This window comes from Achromobacter sp. ES-001 (assembly GCF_019448355.1).
In the GTDB taxonomy this organism is placed as follows: domain Bacteria; phylum Pseudomonadota; class Gammaproteobacteria; order Burkholderiales; family Burkholderiaceae_B; genus Achromobacter; species Achromobacter spanius_B.
This window is the reverse complement of the sequence record NZ_CP079940.1, coordinates 5743417-5757402: the sequence shown is the minus strand read 5'-3', so window position 1 is coordinate 5757402 and position 13986 is coordinate 5743417. Positions and strand designations below refer to the sequence as shown.

Below are 13986 nucleotides of genomic sequence, written 5' to 3'. Positions count from 1 at the left end.
GGGCCGATATTTCACACCGGGCGACGCGGAATTCAAGGTAGCAAAGCAGCGCGAAATGCGAGACAAGTGTTTTGATATCTTGAACGCTTTATGAGCGCGCAGGCTGCGGTGCAGGGGCCGCCTGCACTATCATCGACCTCACTGCCCGGCGCCTGTCCGCGCGCCGTCCCACCCGGAATGCGACCATGACCACGCCCTTGGGCGGCCGCCACCCCGACCCTGATTTCGCCACCACGCTGGCCCACGGCCTGTCGGTGCTGCAAACCTTTCGCCATGGCGAGCCGGCGCTAAGCAACCGCGAGCTTGCCGACCGCACCGGGCTGTCCAAAGCCACGATTTCGCGGCTGACGTACACGCTGGTGCAGCGTGGGCTGCTGCGTTATGACGCCGGCCTGCGCCGCTACCGTTTGGGCACGGCGCTGCTGTCGCTAAGTTATCCCTTGCTGGCCAGCATCAAGCTGCGGCAGATGGCGCGTCCGCTGATGACGCGGCTGGCCAACGCGGCCGGCGGGTCGGCGTCATTAGGCATGCATCACGGCACGCACATGGTCTATGTGGAAACGTGCCGGGGCCATGACGCGGTGGCGTTTCGGCCGGACATCGGCGCCATGCTGCCGTTGCTGGCGTCCGCAATGGGCCGCGCGTGGCTGGCGCAGGCGGACCCGGCCGAGGCGCAAGCGCTGTTGCGTCAGCTGCGCGAACAAGACCCCGCTGCATGGCAACGGCATGCACCCGGCTGGGCAGAGGCGCAGCGGGATTACGCCGCGCATGGCTATTGCGTGGCCGAGGGTGAGTGGCACGCGGACGTGCACGCGGTGGCGGTGCCGATGCGGCGCCGCGTGGATGGCCAGGTATTCGTTTTCAATTGCGGGGTTCCCACGCGGCGATTGCGCGCGGGCGATCTGCGGCGGCGCATCGCACCCCGTCTGCTGACGCTGGTGGCGCGCGTGGAAAAAATGCTGGAGCGTTCGGATGCCGGTTGAACTTGACGGTGGCCACGAGCCCCGCCGTGACCGCAAGCGCGACCCCCATGGGAACGGCGGCCAACATCAGGACGGCTCCCAACATCGGGACGGCTCCGCACGTCGGGACGGCAGCCAACACCGGGACGGCGTCGACCCTACCCGCGACCGCGACTTCGCCACCACGCTGGCGCACGGCATCGATATCCTGGGCTGCTTTCGGGCGGACCGGCCCGAGCTGGCCAACAAGGACTTCGCGCAGCAGACGGGCCTGTCGAAAAGCGCCGTGGCGCGCTTGACGCATACGCTGGTCGAGCTGGGCTTCTTGCAACGCGTGGGCTCGCCCGCCCGCTACCGGCTGGGCGCGGCGGTGCTGGCGTTGAGCTACCCCTTGCTGGCCAGCATGCAGATCCGCCAGCTGGCGCGGCCGCTGATGAAGCAGCTGGCCGACCACGCACGCGGCGCGGTGTCGCTGGTGGTGCGCGACCGCCTGCAAATGGTGTACGTGGAAACCGCTCGCTCGAACGACGCCTTGCAGACCCGCCCCGATATCGGCGCGTCGCTGCCGCTGCTGTCCAGCGCGGCGGGCAAGGCGTGGTTGTGCCGCGTGCCGGATGCCGAGCGGGCGGTGGTGCTGAACCAGCTACGTGTGGCCGACGCGCGCCATTACGCCGAGCATTTTCCCAGCCTGGCGGCGGCGGCACGCGACCTGGAGCGCAAGGGGTATTGCGGCAACAACGTGCAGTGGCGTCCCGACGCGTATGGGTTTGCGGCCCCGTTGTGGCGGCCGTACCAGTCACTGACGTACGTTTTCAACTGTGGCGTGCCTTCCGGGGACGGACCCTTTCGTGAGCGCGCCGCCGATATCGGCCCCCGGCTGGTGGCGCTGGCGCGCGAGACGGAGCGCCTGTTGGGGCTGACCTAGCGCGGGGCTGTGCATCCCTGAACCCGACCCCGGGGATCGATTTGTGACCCCAAGTCAAAAGTGTTTGCCCGCCAGACGGCTTTTTCCGCAAGGATCGCGCCGTCATACTGCACGCCTGTCTTTCCGACGTGCTCCAAGGAATTCGCATGAACCCGCAAGATAATCAACCGGTCAAATCCGGGCTGCCGCTACTGGCGCTGGCCGTCGGTGCGTTTGGCATTGGCGTGACCGAGTTTTCACCGATGGGTCTTTTGCCCGTTATCGCCGATGGCGTGGGCGTGTCCATTCCCAGCGCCGGCATGCTGATCAGCGCCTACGCCATCGGCGTGATGGTGGGCGCGCCGCTGATGACGCTGGTGTTTTCGCGCTGGTCGCGTCGCAAGGCGCTGATTTTGTTGATGTTGATCTTCACCATCGGCAACGTGCTGTCGGCCCTGTCTCCCAATTACACGACGCTGCTGCTGGCGCGGCTGGTCACCGCCCTGAACCACGGCGCGTTCTTCGGGCTGGGCTCGCTGGTAGCCGCCAGCGTGGTGCCGCGCCACAAGCAGGCCAGCGCGGTGGCCACCATGTTCATGGGGCTGACCATCGCCAACGTGGGCGGGGTGCCGGCCGCGACGTGGCTGGGGCAGGTGATCGGTTGGCGCATGTCGTTCGCCGCCACCGCCGTGCTGGGCTTGATTGCGATGTTGTCGCTGTGGTTCGCCTTGCCCGCGGGCGAAGCCGGACGCCGCCCCGACGTGCGCCATGAACTGGCCGTGCTGAAAAGCCCCGTCGTGCTGTTGGCGCTGTTGACCACGGTGGTGGGCGCGGGCGCGATGTTCACGCTGTACACCTACATTGCGCCCACGCTGGCCGAGATCACCGGCGCGTCGCCCGGCTTCATTACCGGCATGCTGGTGTTGATTGGCCTGGGCTTCACGCTGGGCAACGGCCTGGGTGGCCGCATGGCCGACCGTTCGCTGGACGGCACGCTGATCACCTTCCTGGTGATCGTCATCATCGACTTGCTGGCGTTCCCGTGGATCGCTTCCACCCAGATCGGCGCGGCGATTTCCCTGCTGATCTTCGGCATCGCCACCTTTGCCGTGGTGCCGCCTTTGCAGATGGGCGTGATGCGCGCGGCGACGGCGGCCCCGGGGCTGGCATCGTCGGTCAACGTGGGCGCGTTCAACCTGGGCAACGCGGTAGGCGCGGCAGCGGGCGGCGCGGTGATTTCGGCCGGGCTGGGCTACGCCGCCGTACCCATCGCCGGCGCCGTCATCGCCACCGCCGGCCTGGCCCTGGTGCTGGTGCAACGCGCCGGCAACGTGCGCCGCCGCAAGCTGGCGATGCAGGGCTGCTGAACAGGCATCGCCTGCCCCCGCTATTGCCACGCATCGGGCCGCTATCCAGCGGCCCGATGCGTGGCGCCTGCTTCGCTTGGATCAAGCTTCTATCCGTTCCACCTTGCCGACCAGCAGGATGTACGACAGCGTGCCCAGCAGGGCTAGCGACGAAACGTAGACGATGGCAGGGGCGAAGTTGTCTTTAGACACCAGGAAGCCGATGACGATGGGTGTGCAGATGGATGACAGGTTGCCCACGAAATTGAACACGCCGCCCGTCAGGCCCAAGAGCCGCACCGGCGCCAGCGTTGACACCAGCGACCACGTGATGGATGCCAGGCCGTTGCCGAAGAAGGCCAGCGCCAGGAAGAAGATGACCCAGGGCGTGGAATCGGTGAAGTTGGCGCCGATCATCGACGTGGAAATCAGCAGGCCCAGGATGATGGGCAGCTTGCGCGCCAGGCCCACGGTGGCGCCGCGTCGCACCAGGAAGTCGGACAGCACGCCCGAGCACAACACGCCCACGAACGCGGCCAGGAAGGGCACGGATGCCAGGAAGCCCGACTTGATGAAGTCCATGCCTCGGTATTTCACCAGGTAAGTCGGAAACCACGTCAGGAAGAACCACAGCGTGGACGTCAGGCAGAACTGGCCCAGGTACACGCCCCACAGCTTGCGCTTGGACATGACCAGCCCCAGGTCATTCCAGTTGAACGGCGCCTTCTTGGCGCGCGCGTTGCGGTCCAGGTCGACCACGCCGCCGCCTTGATGGATCAGTTCAATTTCGGCGGCATTGGCGCCCTTGAACTGGCGTGGTTCGCGGTAGATCAGGTACCACAGCACGCCCCACACGATGCCCAGCAAGCCGGTGCTGACAAACACCATGTGCCAGCCGTAATGGTGTTGCAGCCAGGCCAGCACGGGCGTCAGAAAGGCCAGGCCCACGAATTGGCCCGACGTGTAGAAGCCGATGGCGGTGGCGCGTTCTTTTTCCGGAAACCAAGTGGTGACGACACGGTTGTTGATGGGGTAGGCGGGCGCTTCCAGTGCGCCTACCGCCAGGCGCAACACGAACAGAATGATGAAGCTGCTGGCAAAGCCCATGAAGAAGGTTGCCGCCGACCACAGGATCAGCGCAACGGCATACAGCACGCGGGGCGATACGCGGTCCACCAGCCAGCCGCCGGGGATCTGCATGGCGGCGTAGGTCCAGCCGAAGGCGGACAGGATCAGGCCTTCATGCCAGGTGTCCAGGCCAAACTCGTCTTTCAGCGCGGGCGCGGCGATGGACAGGTTGCTGCGGTCCAGGTAGTTGATGACGACGGTGATAAACAGCATCACCATGATGATGTACCGGCTGCGCGTGGGGCGCTGGGTGTGTTGCAAGCCGGCGTGGGTGGCGGTTGACACGGATTGTCTCCTCGTGCGCCCTGCTGGGGGCGGGGGCCATCGGCTTGGATGCCAATGGGTTATCGATATAAAGAAGAAAAAAGCGGCGCTCGTGACAGAAGCAAGAGGCGCCGCATGGCGGTCACTCAGCGTGATCGGGCTTGCCTTACCATTCGGCGAAGCTGCCGTCGGCGTGGCGCCAGATCGGGTTGCGCCAGCGGTGGCCCACGGCGGCGCGCTCCTTTACGTATTCCTCGTTGACCTCGATGCCCAGGCCCGGGCCTTGCGGAATGGCGACCATGCCGTCTTCGTACTGGAAGACTTCGCGGTTGCTGACGTAGTCCAGCAGGTCGTTGGCGGCGTTGTAGTGGATGCCCAGGCTTTGTTCCTGGATGAAGGCGTTGTAGCAACCCGCATCGATCTGCAAGCAGGTGGCCAGGGCGATGGGACCCAGCGGGCAATGCAGCGCCAGCGCCACGTCATAGGCCTCGGCCATTGCCGCGATCTTGCGCGTTTCGGTGATGCCGCCCGCGTGGGACGGGTCGGGCTGGATGATGTCCACATAGCCTTCGGACAGCACGCGCTTGAAGTCCCAGCGCGAGAACAGGCGTTCGCCCAGCGCGATGGGGGTGGACGTCAGCGGCGCCAGTTCCTTCAAGGCTTCGTAGTGTTCGCTCAAGACGGGTTCTTCGATGAACATCAGCTTGAACGGGTCCAGCTCTTTCATCAGGACCTTGGCCATGGGCTTGTGCACGCGGCCGTGGAAGTCCACGCCGATGCCCACGTTGGGGCCGACGGCATCGCGCACGGCGGCCACGTTCTCCAGGCACTTTTCAACCTTGTCGAACGAATCGATGAATTGCAGTTCTTCCGTGCCGTTCATCTTCACGGCGGTAAAGCCGCGGTCCACCGCGCTTTTGGCGGCGGCGGCGGTATCGGCAGGGCGGTCGCCGCCGATCCACGAATACACGCGGATGCGGTCGCGCACGTTGCCGCCCAACAGTTGCGACACCGGCACGCCCAGGTGCTTGCCCTTGATGTCCCACAGTGCCTGGTCGATACCGGCCAGCGCGCTCATGTGGATGGCGCCGCCGCGATAAAAGCCGCCCCGGTACAGCACCGTCCAGTGATCTTCGATGTTGCGCGGGTCTTTGCCGACCAGGTAATCGGACAGCTCTTCAACGGCAGCGGCCACCGAATGCGCGCGGCCCTCCACGACGGGCTCGCCCCAGCCGACGATGCCCTCGTCCGTCTCGATTTTCAGGAAGCACCACCGGGGCGGCACGATGTAGGTGGTGAGCTTGGTGATCTTCATGCTTGGGTCTCCTGGGCGGAATAGGCGCGTTGCCAGGCGGCGACGAATGCGCGCGCGTTCTGGCCGACTTCGGTGGCCGTCAGGCCGGGTTTGTACAAGGCGGAGCCCAGGCCGAAGCCGCTGGCGCCGGCCCGGGCAAAGTCGGAAAGGTTGTCGGGCGTGATGCCGCCCACGGGCACCAGCGCGATTGGCGGGCGCATCACGGCGCGCCATGCGCGCAGCACGTTGGGGCCCAGCTGTTCGGCGGGAAACATCTTCAGCACGTCGGCGCCGGCTGCCAGCGCGGCGAATGCCTCGGTGGGCGTGGCAACGCCGGGGCAGGACGCCATGCCCAGCGTCTTGGCCGCGCGGATGACGGCGGCGTCGCTGTGCGGCATGACGATCAATTCGCCGCCCGCATCCTGCACGCGCGCGCAGTCGTCGGGGTCAAGCACGGTGCCGGCGCCGATCAGGCAATCAGTTGGCAGCGCGGCGCGCATGGCGCGGATGCTGCCCAAGGGGTCCGGCGAATTCAGCGGGACTTCGATCAGGCGAAAGCCCGCCGCGTACAGTTCGTTGCCGATGTCTTCGGCTTCGTGCGGCTGGATGCCGCGCAGGATGGCGATCAGGCCGCAGTGGGCCATGGCGGTTTGCAGTCCGGTGTGGTTCATGTGGGTTCCTGGACGGATGCCGAAGGGGTGGGGGTGGCGTAGCGCTGCCCGGCCGCGCCCGATTCGGCCTTGACCAGCCCGGCGCAGACGGCCAGGTGCCACAAGCCGCGTTCGGTGGCGTTCTGCGCTTGTTCGGGCGTGCCCAGGCCGTAGTGCTGCATGGCCAGGATGTAGCGTTGGCACAGCGCCGGGTCGCCGCAAAGCACGATGCGGGGCAGCTCGCCTTGCTCGTGCAGCATCTGGGCCAGTGCGGCGATTTCGTGGCCGATCAGCAGGCCGGACAGATAGTCGGCTTGCGACGTGGCCGCCAGTTCGCCGATCAGGCCCAGTGCGCGCGTGCTGAAGATGGTGGACAACACGCCGGCGCGTCCGGCCGGTGCGCCGGCTACCTTCACGCCGCGCTCGAAGGCGGCCATGTCGGCGGCCGGCGCGTCGCTCATCGTGCGGCCCAGGATGGTGTGGCCACGCAGCGCGGCGTAGACCTCGCCGGTCATGAAGGTGTCGAAGTGGGTGACGCGGCCCCGGCGGGCGGTGACCCATTTGGAATGCGTGCCGGGCAAGCCGATCAGCACGCTGTCGGCGGCATTGGCGCCGGATTTTTCAGCCTGGTCGAACATCACGCCGAAGACCTGCGTTTCTTCGCCGCGCATGACGTTGGGCAGGCCGTGACGCTGGATCAGGCCGGGCACGATATGCAGCGGGGTGGCGTCGGGTCCGGCGCTGGTGCGTTCCACCACCGTCAGCAGGGTGCCGATGCGCGCCAGGTCGACGGGCACGTCCAGGTAGGCCGCTTCACGCCAGCCTTGCGCGCTGCCAACCATGCCGCAGGCGATGACGGGCAAGCTCGGTTCCGCGCGCAGCCAGTCGCCACAAGCCTGGTCAAACGCCAGGTCGAAACCAGACAAGGCGGTGCTGGCCGCGCCATCCTGCAAAGGTTGCGGCAGGCGCATGATGCCCCAGGGCAGATGCCGCGTATCCAGCGTGCGGCCCATGCCGTCCAGCCGATACGCGCGTAGCGAAGAGGTGCCCCAATCCAGCGCGATAAGCGCCGCGCGGGCGGGCGTTGCGGGTGTCATCTGATGTGTCTCATCGTTGGCTGCCCTGCCTGATGCGCCCGTCCGGCGCGGGGATGCGTCAGACGGGCGGGGCCGGGAAACCTTGTTGTGTCGGTGCGCACCGGGCTTGTGCAAAGCGCGGCGCGCGCTGGAAAAAATTCTAGATCAGAGCTTGAAAAATCTCAAAATATAGAATTAAATCCCACATACAGGGAATGTGGCGCGGTAGAAGGCACGTTTTGGATGGTGCCCGAATCGGATGGCCGGTTGCCCTGTGTCGCGCCCTGGCCCTCGTCATCCCGGGTATGCTTGCCCCGTTTCCGCCATTGCCTCCCCGTTTCATCCCCGTTTCATGACCTTCCCCTTGCCCGCAAATCCCATTCCCTCCCTGGACCCCGACGCCGCCGCGCCGGCCGGCACGCAGACGCTGATGCGCGGTCTGGCCGTTGTGCAGGCGGTGGCCGACGGCGCGCGCGACCTGAAGGAAATCTGCGCCCGCATCGGCGTGGCGCGCAGCACCACGCACCGGCTTGCCAGCTGCCTGGTGCAAGAGCGCTATCTGCGCGCTTTGCCGGGGGTGGGTTATGTGCTGGGGCCCAAGCTGATCGAGCTGGGTTTCCAGGCTCGTGAAGCGTTTCCCATGGCGACGCTGGCGCGGCCCTACCTGGATGCGTTGGCCGCGCAGACGGGCGACACCATTCATCTGGCCGTGCGCGACAACGACGAAGTGCTGTACCTGGAAAAGATTCCGGGCAAGAAGGGGCTGGAAATGCGCTCGCGCGTGGGCCATCGGATGCCGCTGGCGGCAACGGGCGTGGGCAAGGCGCTGCTGCTGGATACCGAAGAACCGCAATGGAAGGCGCTACATCGCATCGGCGCGCCGGTGTCCTCGCGCGCACCGGGCGGCCAGCAGAGCTGGGAAGCGTTTCGCGACCGCATGCGTGACTATGCGGCGCAGGGCTATGCGTTTGACCTGGAAGACAACGAGCCGTCGATCCGCTGTGTGGCGGCGCCGGTGCGCGATGCCTCAAGCGGCATCGTGGCGGCAATCAGCGTGTCCAGCACCGTGCCGTATATGTCCCTGGAGCGCATGCGCGACATGGTGCCGGTGGTGCAGGAAGCCGCCGCCGGTATTTCGGCGGAAATGGGCTGGAAGGTGGACCGCGGCTGACGCGGTCCGGCGCGCCTTATTCCAGCGGCAGCGTCAGCACGCCTTGCGGGGCGGGGCGCATCATCACGCGGCGATACCAGGCGGACAGCGCCGGGGTATCGGGGCGTTCGATGGGCAGGGCCAGCCAGCGGTGCGCCGAGCTGACCAACGCAATGTCGCCCATCGTCAGGTGACGGCCTGCAATGAACTCGCGGCCTTGCAACGCCTGGTCCAGGATCTGGGCGCGGACGTTGGAGCGCTTGACCGAATTTTCAATCGCGGCCTGGTCGCGCTTGGCTTCCGGCGTGCGAATCAGGCCCAGGAATGCGGGGCCCATCGCGGCTTGCCATTCGGTGGTCTGCCAGTCCATCCAGCGGTCGGCGTCGGCGCGCATGCACGCGTCTTCCGGCCACAAGGTGCCCGCGCCGTAGCGCGCGGCCAGGTAACGCACGATGGCGTTCGATTCCCACAGCACAAAGCCGCCGTCATCAATCACCGGCACGGTGCGATTCGGGTTCAGCTTGGCGAATTCCGGCGTATCCACCACGCCGAACGGTCCGCCTGCCTGGGTAAAGGTGTGTGGCAGGGCCAGTTCGCGCACGGCCAGCATTACCTTCTGCACGTTGACGGACGTAAGACGTCCCCAGATCTTCAACATAACCAGTCCTTGAGTAGTGTCAGACGGGCGGCAACTGCCGCCGCGCAAAGCCGCTGTCGCGCGAAAAACGCGTCCAGTTGAAAGCGGGCCCGGGGTCGGTCTTGCGCCCCGGGGCAATGTGTTCGTGGCCCCAGGCCGCAGCCAGCGGATAACGCGCGCGCAACACCGGCGTCAGCTTGCGCAGCGCCAGGTATTGCTCGTCGGCGTACGGCAGGGTGTCCGTGCCTTCAAGTTCGATGCCGATGGAAAAGTCGTTGCAGCGTTCGCGCCGGCCAAAGCGCGACACGCCGGCGTGCCACGCGCGCTGGTCGGTGGACACGAACTGCATGATGCGCCCATCGCGGCGAATAAAGAAGTGGGCCGACACGCGCAGGCCGCGCAGGCGTTCCAGCCAGGGGTGCGACGAATAGTCCAGCGTGTTCGTGAACAGCCCGGCAACTTCCGGGCCGCCGAATTGGCCCGGCGGCAGGCTGATGTTGTGCAGCACCAGCAAAGAGACCTGCGCGCCGTCGGGGCGCGCGTCGCAGTTGGACGAAGGCAGCAGGGTGACGCCGGGGGCCGGCGCCAGCCAGCCATGTCGATCCAGAAGCAGAGCCATAAGAGAGAACATGCGTGTTGAAGCCAACGGGCATTATGCCGTGGTCGCCGCCGCCTCCCAAATTGGCGTTTTTGCCGGGGGGCGTGCGTAAAACGCAGCCCATGCGCCGTCGCGGGCGCCCGGTTCCCCCGCCCCGCTTTCCGCTTACTTCCTGGCGGGACCCAGCGTGGAATGTTCGGTGCTGCACCAGGTCATGCCGTTCAGCAGCACGGCCTCGGAGCGGGGCAGGTGGATGCCGCAATGCGCGCAACGCACCATGGATTCAGGGGCGGCCGGCGCGGGCGCCGAGCGTGTCGCCTTGCCGCGCCCCTGGGTGGGCTCGCCGGCCTGGCGGGCGGCCGCCATGCGGGCGGCGATGCGGGCCACGAACAGCACCGCGATGATCAGAACGATCCAGAACAACAACTTGCCCACGTCAGCCTCGATGCAGAATCATTTCCAGCACGAACCGGCTGCCGGTGTACGCCAGAATCAAAAAACCAAAACCCGTCAGCGTCCAGCGCAGCGCCACGCGGCCACGCCAGCCCCATACATGGCGGCCAACCAGCAACACGCCAAATGTCAGCCAGGACAGCAGCGTGAAGACGGTCTTGTGGTCAAACGGCAGGATCTTGCCCGTCAGTTTCATGGACGCCACCGACCCCGAGCCCACGGCCAGGGTCAGCACGATGAAACCGATCCAGATAATACGGAACAGCAGTTGTTCCTGCACCAGCAGCGGCGGCTGCGAGTCCAGCACGCGGCCGATGATGCTGCGTTCGGCGGGGGCGTCCAGCGGGCGGTGCAGGTGGCGGTCAAGCAGCGCCATCATCATGGCGTGCAGCGCGGCGATGGTGATCAGGCCATAGGCGGCCAGCGCAATCAAAAGGTGCACGCGCAGCCAGGCGTCGTCGGCGTGCGGCACGAACTGGCCTTGCGGAAAAAGGGCGGCCAGGGCGCTGGCCAGGGCGGCGGCGGGCAGCAGCAGCAATTGCAGGCCGTCGATGCGCACCAGCAGGCTTTCCAGCCAGAACACCACCATGCCCAGCCAGATGGCGGCGGACAGGGCCAGTGCCCACCCAATGAACAGATGCTGGGCGCCCAACATCGCTTGTTGCAGGCCGATCCCTTGAAGAATCAGGGCCCCCAGCAGGCACAGACGGCCGATTTTGCCCGTCTGCTCAACTTCCCCGGCGCCGGCCAGGCGGATCCAAAGTGACCCCCCTAGCACTGCGTACGCCAAGGCAGCCGCTGTGTGAAATACAATGCCGAGTGACATAGAAACCGTTGTCTGGATGGGGCCTTGGGGTGCGTGCCACCCGAAAGCGCAGAATCCGCGCCTGCGGCCACCGTTCAATCAACTAGTTTAAGCGGAAACGCCTCTCATGCTCGATAACCTAACTCAACGCCTATCGCGTGTCGTCAAGACGCTGCGCGGTGAAGCCCGCCTGACCGAGGCCAACACCCAGGAGATGCTGCGCGAAGTGCGCATGGCGCTGCTGGAAGCCGACGTGGCGCTGCCCGTCGTGCGTGAATTTGTCACCCGCGTGAAAGAAAAAGCGCTGGGCGAGGAAGTGGCCGCCAGCCTCAGCCCGGGCCAAGCCCTGGTCGGCGTCGTCCACAAGGAACTGACCGCCTTGATGGGCGGCGACCTGGGCGCCGATTCCAACGAACTGTCGCTGGCCGTGCAGCCGCCCGCCGTCATCCTGATGGCCGGCCTGCAAGGCGCGGGTAAAACCACCACCACCGGTAAGCTGGCCCGCTGGCTGTCCGAAGGGCAGCACACGCAGCACGGCCGCAAGACCGGCAAGAAGAAAGTGCTGGTGGTGTCCGCCGACGTGTATCGCCCGGCCGCTATCGACCAGCTGAAAAGCGTGGCCGCTCAGGTCGGTGTCGATTTCCTGCCGTCCGACCCCAGCCAGAAGCCTGAAGACATCGCGCGCGGCGCGGTGGACCATGCGCGTCGTCACCACTACGACGTCCTGATCCTGGATACGGCCGGCCGCCTGGGCATCGACGAAGCCATGATGCGCGAAATCCGCGCGCTGCATGATCTGGTCAAGCCGGTGGAAACGCTGTTCGTCGTGGACGCCATGCAAGGCCAGGACGCGGTCAACACCGCGCGCGCCTTTGCGGACGCGCTGCCCCTGACCGGCGTGGTGCTGACCAAGCTGGACGGCGACGCCCGTGGCGGCGCGGCCCTGTCGGTGCGCCACGTCACCGGCAAGCCGCTGAAGTTTGTCGGCGTGTCCGAAAAGCTGGACGGCCTGGAACCTTTCTACCCTGACCGCATGGCGCAACGCGTGCTGGGCATGGGCGATATCGTTTCGCTGGTCGAGCAGGCTCAAAAGAACATCGACATCGCCGATGCGCAAAAGCTGGCGGCCAAGATCAAGTCGGGCAACAAGTTCGACCTGAACGATTTCCGCGATCAGCTTGGCCAGGTGAAAAAGCTGGGCGACATGGGGTCGCTGCTTGAAAAGCTGCCGGCCCAGTTCCAGCAGGCAGCCGGTCAGCTGCAAGGCGGCCAGGCGGAAAAGCAGCTGCGCCGTACCGAAGGCATTCTGAATTCCATGACGGCCGCCGAACGCGCCAAGCCTGAACTGATCAAGGCGTCCCGCAAGCGCCGCATCGCCACCGGTTCCGGCGTGCCGGTCCAGGAAGTCAACCGCCTGCTGGCTCAGTTCGAGCAGATGCAGGGGATGATGAAGCAGATGAAGAAGGGCGGCATGGCCAAGATGATGCGCGCCATGGGCGGCATGAAAGGGCTGGGTCGCTTCGGCATGAAGTAGGCAAAAAAATGGCCAGACATTGCGTCTGGCCAAGCAGTCGCGGCAGGCAGGGGGCGCCGTGCCGCGACACAATCCGGAAAACGCATGGGTGTTCTCCGGCTTGTCGAGTTCAGCGGCCGCTTACGACAGCGGCGGAATGCGCAGCACCTGGCCCGGGTAGATCTTGTCCGGGCTGGTCAGCATGGGTTTGTTGGCTTCGAAGATCAGCGTGTTCTTGGCGCCCTGGCCCTTGCCGTATTGCGCTTCAGCAATCTTCCACAGGTTGTCGCCCTTTTGCACCGTGTACATCTTGGCTTCCGGCGTGGCCTGCTTGACCTTCAACTGGTTGTCCACCGCCGCCACGCCCACCGTGTTGCCCAACGCCAGTGAAATCTTCTCGGCGTCTTCGGTACTGAGCGCCTCGCCGGCTACCGTGACTTTGTCGCCGTCCACGGTGATCTGTAGGCCGTCGGCGTTCAGGCCGTGCTTATCCAGTTCTTTCTTCAGTTCGTCAGCCGTCGCGGCCTTGGCCTCGCTGGCGCCGAAAAGCTTTTCGCCTACGTCCTTGATGAAATTGAGCAGACCCATAGTGTTTCCTTTATCTGTGCTGCGGTGAGAAAACCAAGTCCCTGGCGAGCGCGCGCGGTGGGCAACATGCCCTGGAATGCCGCAGAGGGCGGGTGACGCAAAGCCCCCCGCTTGACCCGCAATTTGCCGCGTAACGAGCCAACAGCAACGATTATTACTCGCACAATTGCCGCCAGACGAGGGGTTATCGTGTAACAGGTTGCTAGTCGCTCGCCAGACTACGCAACAATGCTCGTCACTTTGCACGGTGACTCGCGCGCTTGGCGCAAACCCCATCGGACAAGCCGTGCAATGAAGAAAGGTGTCAGCGTTACGATGACGCCACCCCCTGCGTCAAACTTCCGTCCCAACGCAAAGGGCCGCTGATCATCAGCGGCCCTTCGTCGTTGCAAGCAGGTCAATGCGTGGCGGACGTTCAGCCTCCGCCCACCGCGACCACGATCTCGATCTGGTCGCCGTCCGTCAGCGTGGTTTGCTCGTGCTGGCTCTTGGGCACGATTTCGCCATTGCGTTCCACCGCCACGCGCTTGCCGGCGTAGCCCAGCGTTTGCAGCAGTTCGATCACGGTCGTGTCCAACGGGAATTCGCGCGCGTCGCCGTTCAGGGTGATGTGCATGT

Annotated in this window: 15 protein-coding genes; 5 read left to right on the top strand and 10 right to left on the bottom strand. The window is 65.7% G+C overall.

Annotation, left to right across the window (positions count from 1 at the left end; all coding sequences use genetic code 11):
• The first annotated feature begins 185 nt into the window (after positions 1-185).
• From KYT87_RS26085 to KYT87_RS26075, 3 genes are all read left to right on the top strand, one after another.
• Positions 186-983, top strand: coding sequence for an IclR family transcriptional regulator (locus tag KYT87_RS26085; RefSeq protein ID WP_046806689.1), 798 nt, complete (start codon positions 186-188; stop codon positions 981-983).
• On the top strand, positions 973-1887 hold the full coding sequence (locus KYT87_RS26080; protein ID WP_255593573.1) for an IclR family transcriptional regulator: 915 nt from the start codon (positions 973-975) through the stop codon (positions 1885-1887). Before KYT87_RS26085 ends, KYT87_RS26080 begins: the two co-directional genes overlap by 11 nt.
• Before the next feature lie 146 nt (positions 1888-2033).
• Complete coding sequence (locus KYT87_RS26075) at positions 2034-3233, top strand: MFS transporter (protein WP_219991201.1); 1200 nt, start codon at positions 2034-2036, stop codon at positions 3231-3233.
• Positions 3234-3314: 81 nt separating this feature from the next.
• On the opposite strand, the gene KYT87_RS26070 is transcribed toward KYT87_RS26075, so the two are convergent.
• From KYT87_RS26070 to KYT87_RS26055, 4 genes are all read right to left on the bottom strand, one after another.
• Positions 3315-4625 carry an MFS transporter gene (locus tag KYT87_RS26070; RefSeq protein WP_219991200.1) on the bottom strand — a complete coding sequence of 437 codons (1311 nt, stop codon included), beginning with the start codon at positions 4623-4625 and terminating at the stop codon, positions 3315-3317.
• A gap of 145 nt (positions 4626-4770) precedes the next feature.
• A complete protein-coding gene (gene dgoD / locus KYT87_RS26065; protein WP_046806685.1) occupies positions 4771-5919 on the bottom strand; it encodes a galactonate dehydratase in 1149 nt (382 codons plus the stop codon).
• Positions 5916-6569: a 2-dehydro-3-deoxy-6-phosphogalactonate aldolase gene (locus KYT87_RS26060; protein WP_219991199.1), complete on the bottom strand. Its 654-nt coding sequence runs from the start codon at positions 6567-6569 to the stop codon at positions 5916-5918. The genes dgoD and KYT87_RS26060 overlap by 4 nt, the downstream gene beginning before the upstream one ends.
• On the bottom strand, positions 6566-7645 hold the full coding sequence (locus KYT87_RS26055; RefSeq protein ID WP_219991198.1) for a 2-dehydro-3-deoxygalactonokinase: 1080 nt from the start codon (positions 7643-7645) through the stop codon (positions 6566-6568). Before KYT87_RS26055 ends, KYT87_RS26060 begins: the two co-directional genes overlap by 4 nt.
• A gap of 331 nt (positions 7646-7976) precedes the next feature.
• Here KYT87_RS26055 and KYT87_RS26050 point away from each other — a divergent pair, with 331 nt between their 5' ends.
• The gene (locus KYT87_RS26050) at positions 7977-8795 is read left to right on the top strand and encodes an IclR family transcriptional regulator (protein ID WP_219991197.1); all 819 of its coding nucleotides are present in this window, start codon (positions 7977-7979) and stop codon (positions 8793-8795) included.
• A 16-nt stretch (positions 8796-8811) separates the two neighbouring features.
• On the opposite strand, the gene KYT87_RS26045 is transcribed toward KYT87_RS26050, so the two are convergent.
• From KYT87_RS26045 to KYT87_RS26030, 4 genes are all read right to left on the bottom strand, one after another.
• Positions 8812-9432, bottom strand: coding sequence for a glutathione S-transferase family protein (locus tag KYT87_RS26045; protein WP_046806681.1), 621 nt, complete (start codon positions 9430-9432; stop codon positions 8812-8814).
• Positions 9433-9451: 19 nt separating this feature from the next.
• Complete coding sequence (gene ampD / locus KYT87_RS26040; protein WP_219991196.1) at positions 9452-10030, bottom strand: 1,6-anhydro-N-acetylmuramyl-L-alanine amidase AmpD; 579 nt, start codon at positions 10028-10030, stop codon at positions 9452-9454.
• A gap of 144 nt (positions 10031-10174) precedes the next feature.
• Entirely contained in the window at positions 10175-10444 is a 270-nt protein-coding gene (locus KYT87_RS26035) for a PP0621 family protein (RefSeq protein WP_046806679.1), read from the bottom strand.
• Between the two features lies 1 nt (position 10445).
• Complete coding sequence (locus KYT87_RS26030) at positions 10446-11288, bottom strand: inner membrane protein YpjD (RefSeq protein WP_104141802.1); 843 nt, start codon at positions 11286-11288, stop codon at positions 10446-10448.
• A gap of 106 nt (positions 11289-11394) precedes the next feature.
• On the opposite strand from KYT87_RS26030, the gene ffh reads away from it, so the two are divergent.
• Positions 11395-12801 carry a signal recognition particle protein gene (gene ffh / locus KYT87_RS26025; RefSeq protein ID WP_219991195.1) on the top strand — a complete coding sequence of 469 codons (1407 nt, stop codon included), beginning with the start codon at positions 11395-11397 and terminating at the stop codon, positions 12799-12801.
• A gap of 120 nt (positions 12802-12921) precedes the next feature.
• Here ffh and lysM read toward each other — a convergent pair whose 3' ends face one another.
• Both lysM and thiS read right to left on the bottom strand, forming a co-directional pair.
• A complete protein-coding gene (gene lysM, locus KYT87_RS26020) occupies positions 12922-13368 on the bottom strand; it encodes a peptidoglycan-binding protein LysM (RefSeq protein WP_046806676.1) in 447 nt (148 codons plus the stop codon).
• A gap of 415 nt (positions 13369-13783) precedes the next feature.
• A complete protein-coding gene (thiS, locus tag KYT87_RS26015; protein ID WP_006222389.1) occupies positions 13784-13984 on the bottom strand; it encodes a sulfur carrier protein ThiS in 201 nt (66 codons plus the stop codon).
• Positions 13985-13986 lie beyond the last annotated feature (2 nt).

Excerpts from the sequence above, each read along its gene's own strand:
- KYT87_RS26085 (WP_046806689.1), top strand. The coding sequence starts at position 186 with ATGACCACGCCCTTGGGCGGCCGCCACCCCGACCCTGATTTCGCCACC.
- KYT87_RS26080 (WP_255593573.1), top strand. The coding sequence starts at position 973 with ATGCCGGTTGAACTTGACGGTGGCCACGAGCCCCGCCGTGACCGCAAG.
- KYT87_RS26075 (WP_219991201.1), top strand. The coding sequence starts at position 2,034 with ATGAACCCGCAAGATAATCAACCGGTCAAATCCGGGCTGCCGCTACTG.
- dgoD (WP_046806685.1), bottom strand. The coding sequence starts at position 5,919 with ATGAAGATCACCAAGCTCACCACCTACATCGTGCCGCCCCGGTGGTGC.
- KYT87_RS26060 (WP_219991199.1), bottom strand. The coding sequence starts at position 6,569 with ATGAACCACACCGGACTGCAAACCGCCATGGCCCACTGCGGCCTGATC.
- KYT87_RS26055 (WP_219991198.1), bottom strand. The coding sequence starts at position 7,645 with ATGACACCCGCAACGCCCGCCCGCGCGGCGCTTATCGCGCTGGATTGG.
- KYT87_RS26050 (WP_219991197.1), top strand. The coding sequence starts at position 7,977 with ATGACCTTCCCCTTGCCCGCAAATCCCATTCCCTCCCTGGACCCCGAC.
- KYT87_RS26045 (WP_046806681.1), bottom strand. The coding sequence starts at position 9,432 with ATGTTGAAGATCTGGGGACGTCTTACGTCCGTCAACGTGCAGAAGGTA.
- ampD (WP_219991196.1), bottom strand. The coding sequence starts at position 10,030 with ATGGCTCTGCTTCTGGATCGACATGGCTGGCTGGCGCCGGCCCCCGGC.
- KYT87_RS26030 (WP_104141802.1), bottom strand. The coding sequence starts at position 11,288 with ATGTCACTCGGCATTGTATTTCACACAGCGGCTGCCTTGGCGTACGCA.
- ffh (WP_219991195.1), top strand. The coding sequence starts at position 11,395 with ATGCTCGATAACCTAACTCAACGCCTATCGCGTGTCGTCAAGACGCTG.
- lysM (WP_046806676.1), bottom strand. The coding sequence starts at position 13,368 with ATGGGTCTGCTCAATTTCATCAAGGACGTAGGCGAAAAGCTTTTCGGC.
- thiS (WP_006222389.1), bottom strand. The coding sequence starts at position 13,984 with ATGCACATCACCCTGAACGGCGACGCGCGCGAATTCCCGTTGGACACG.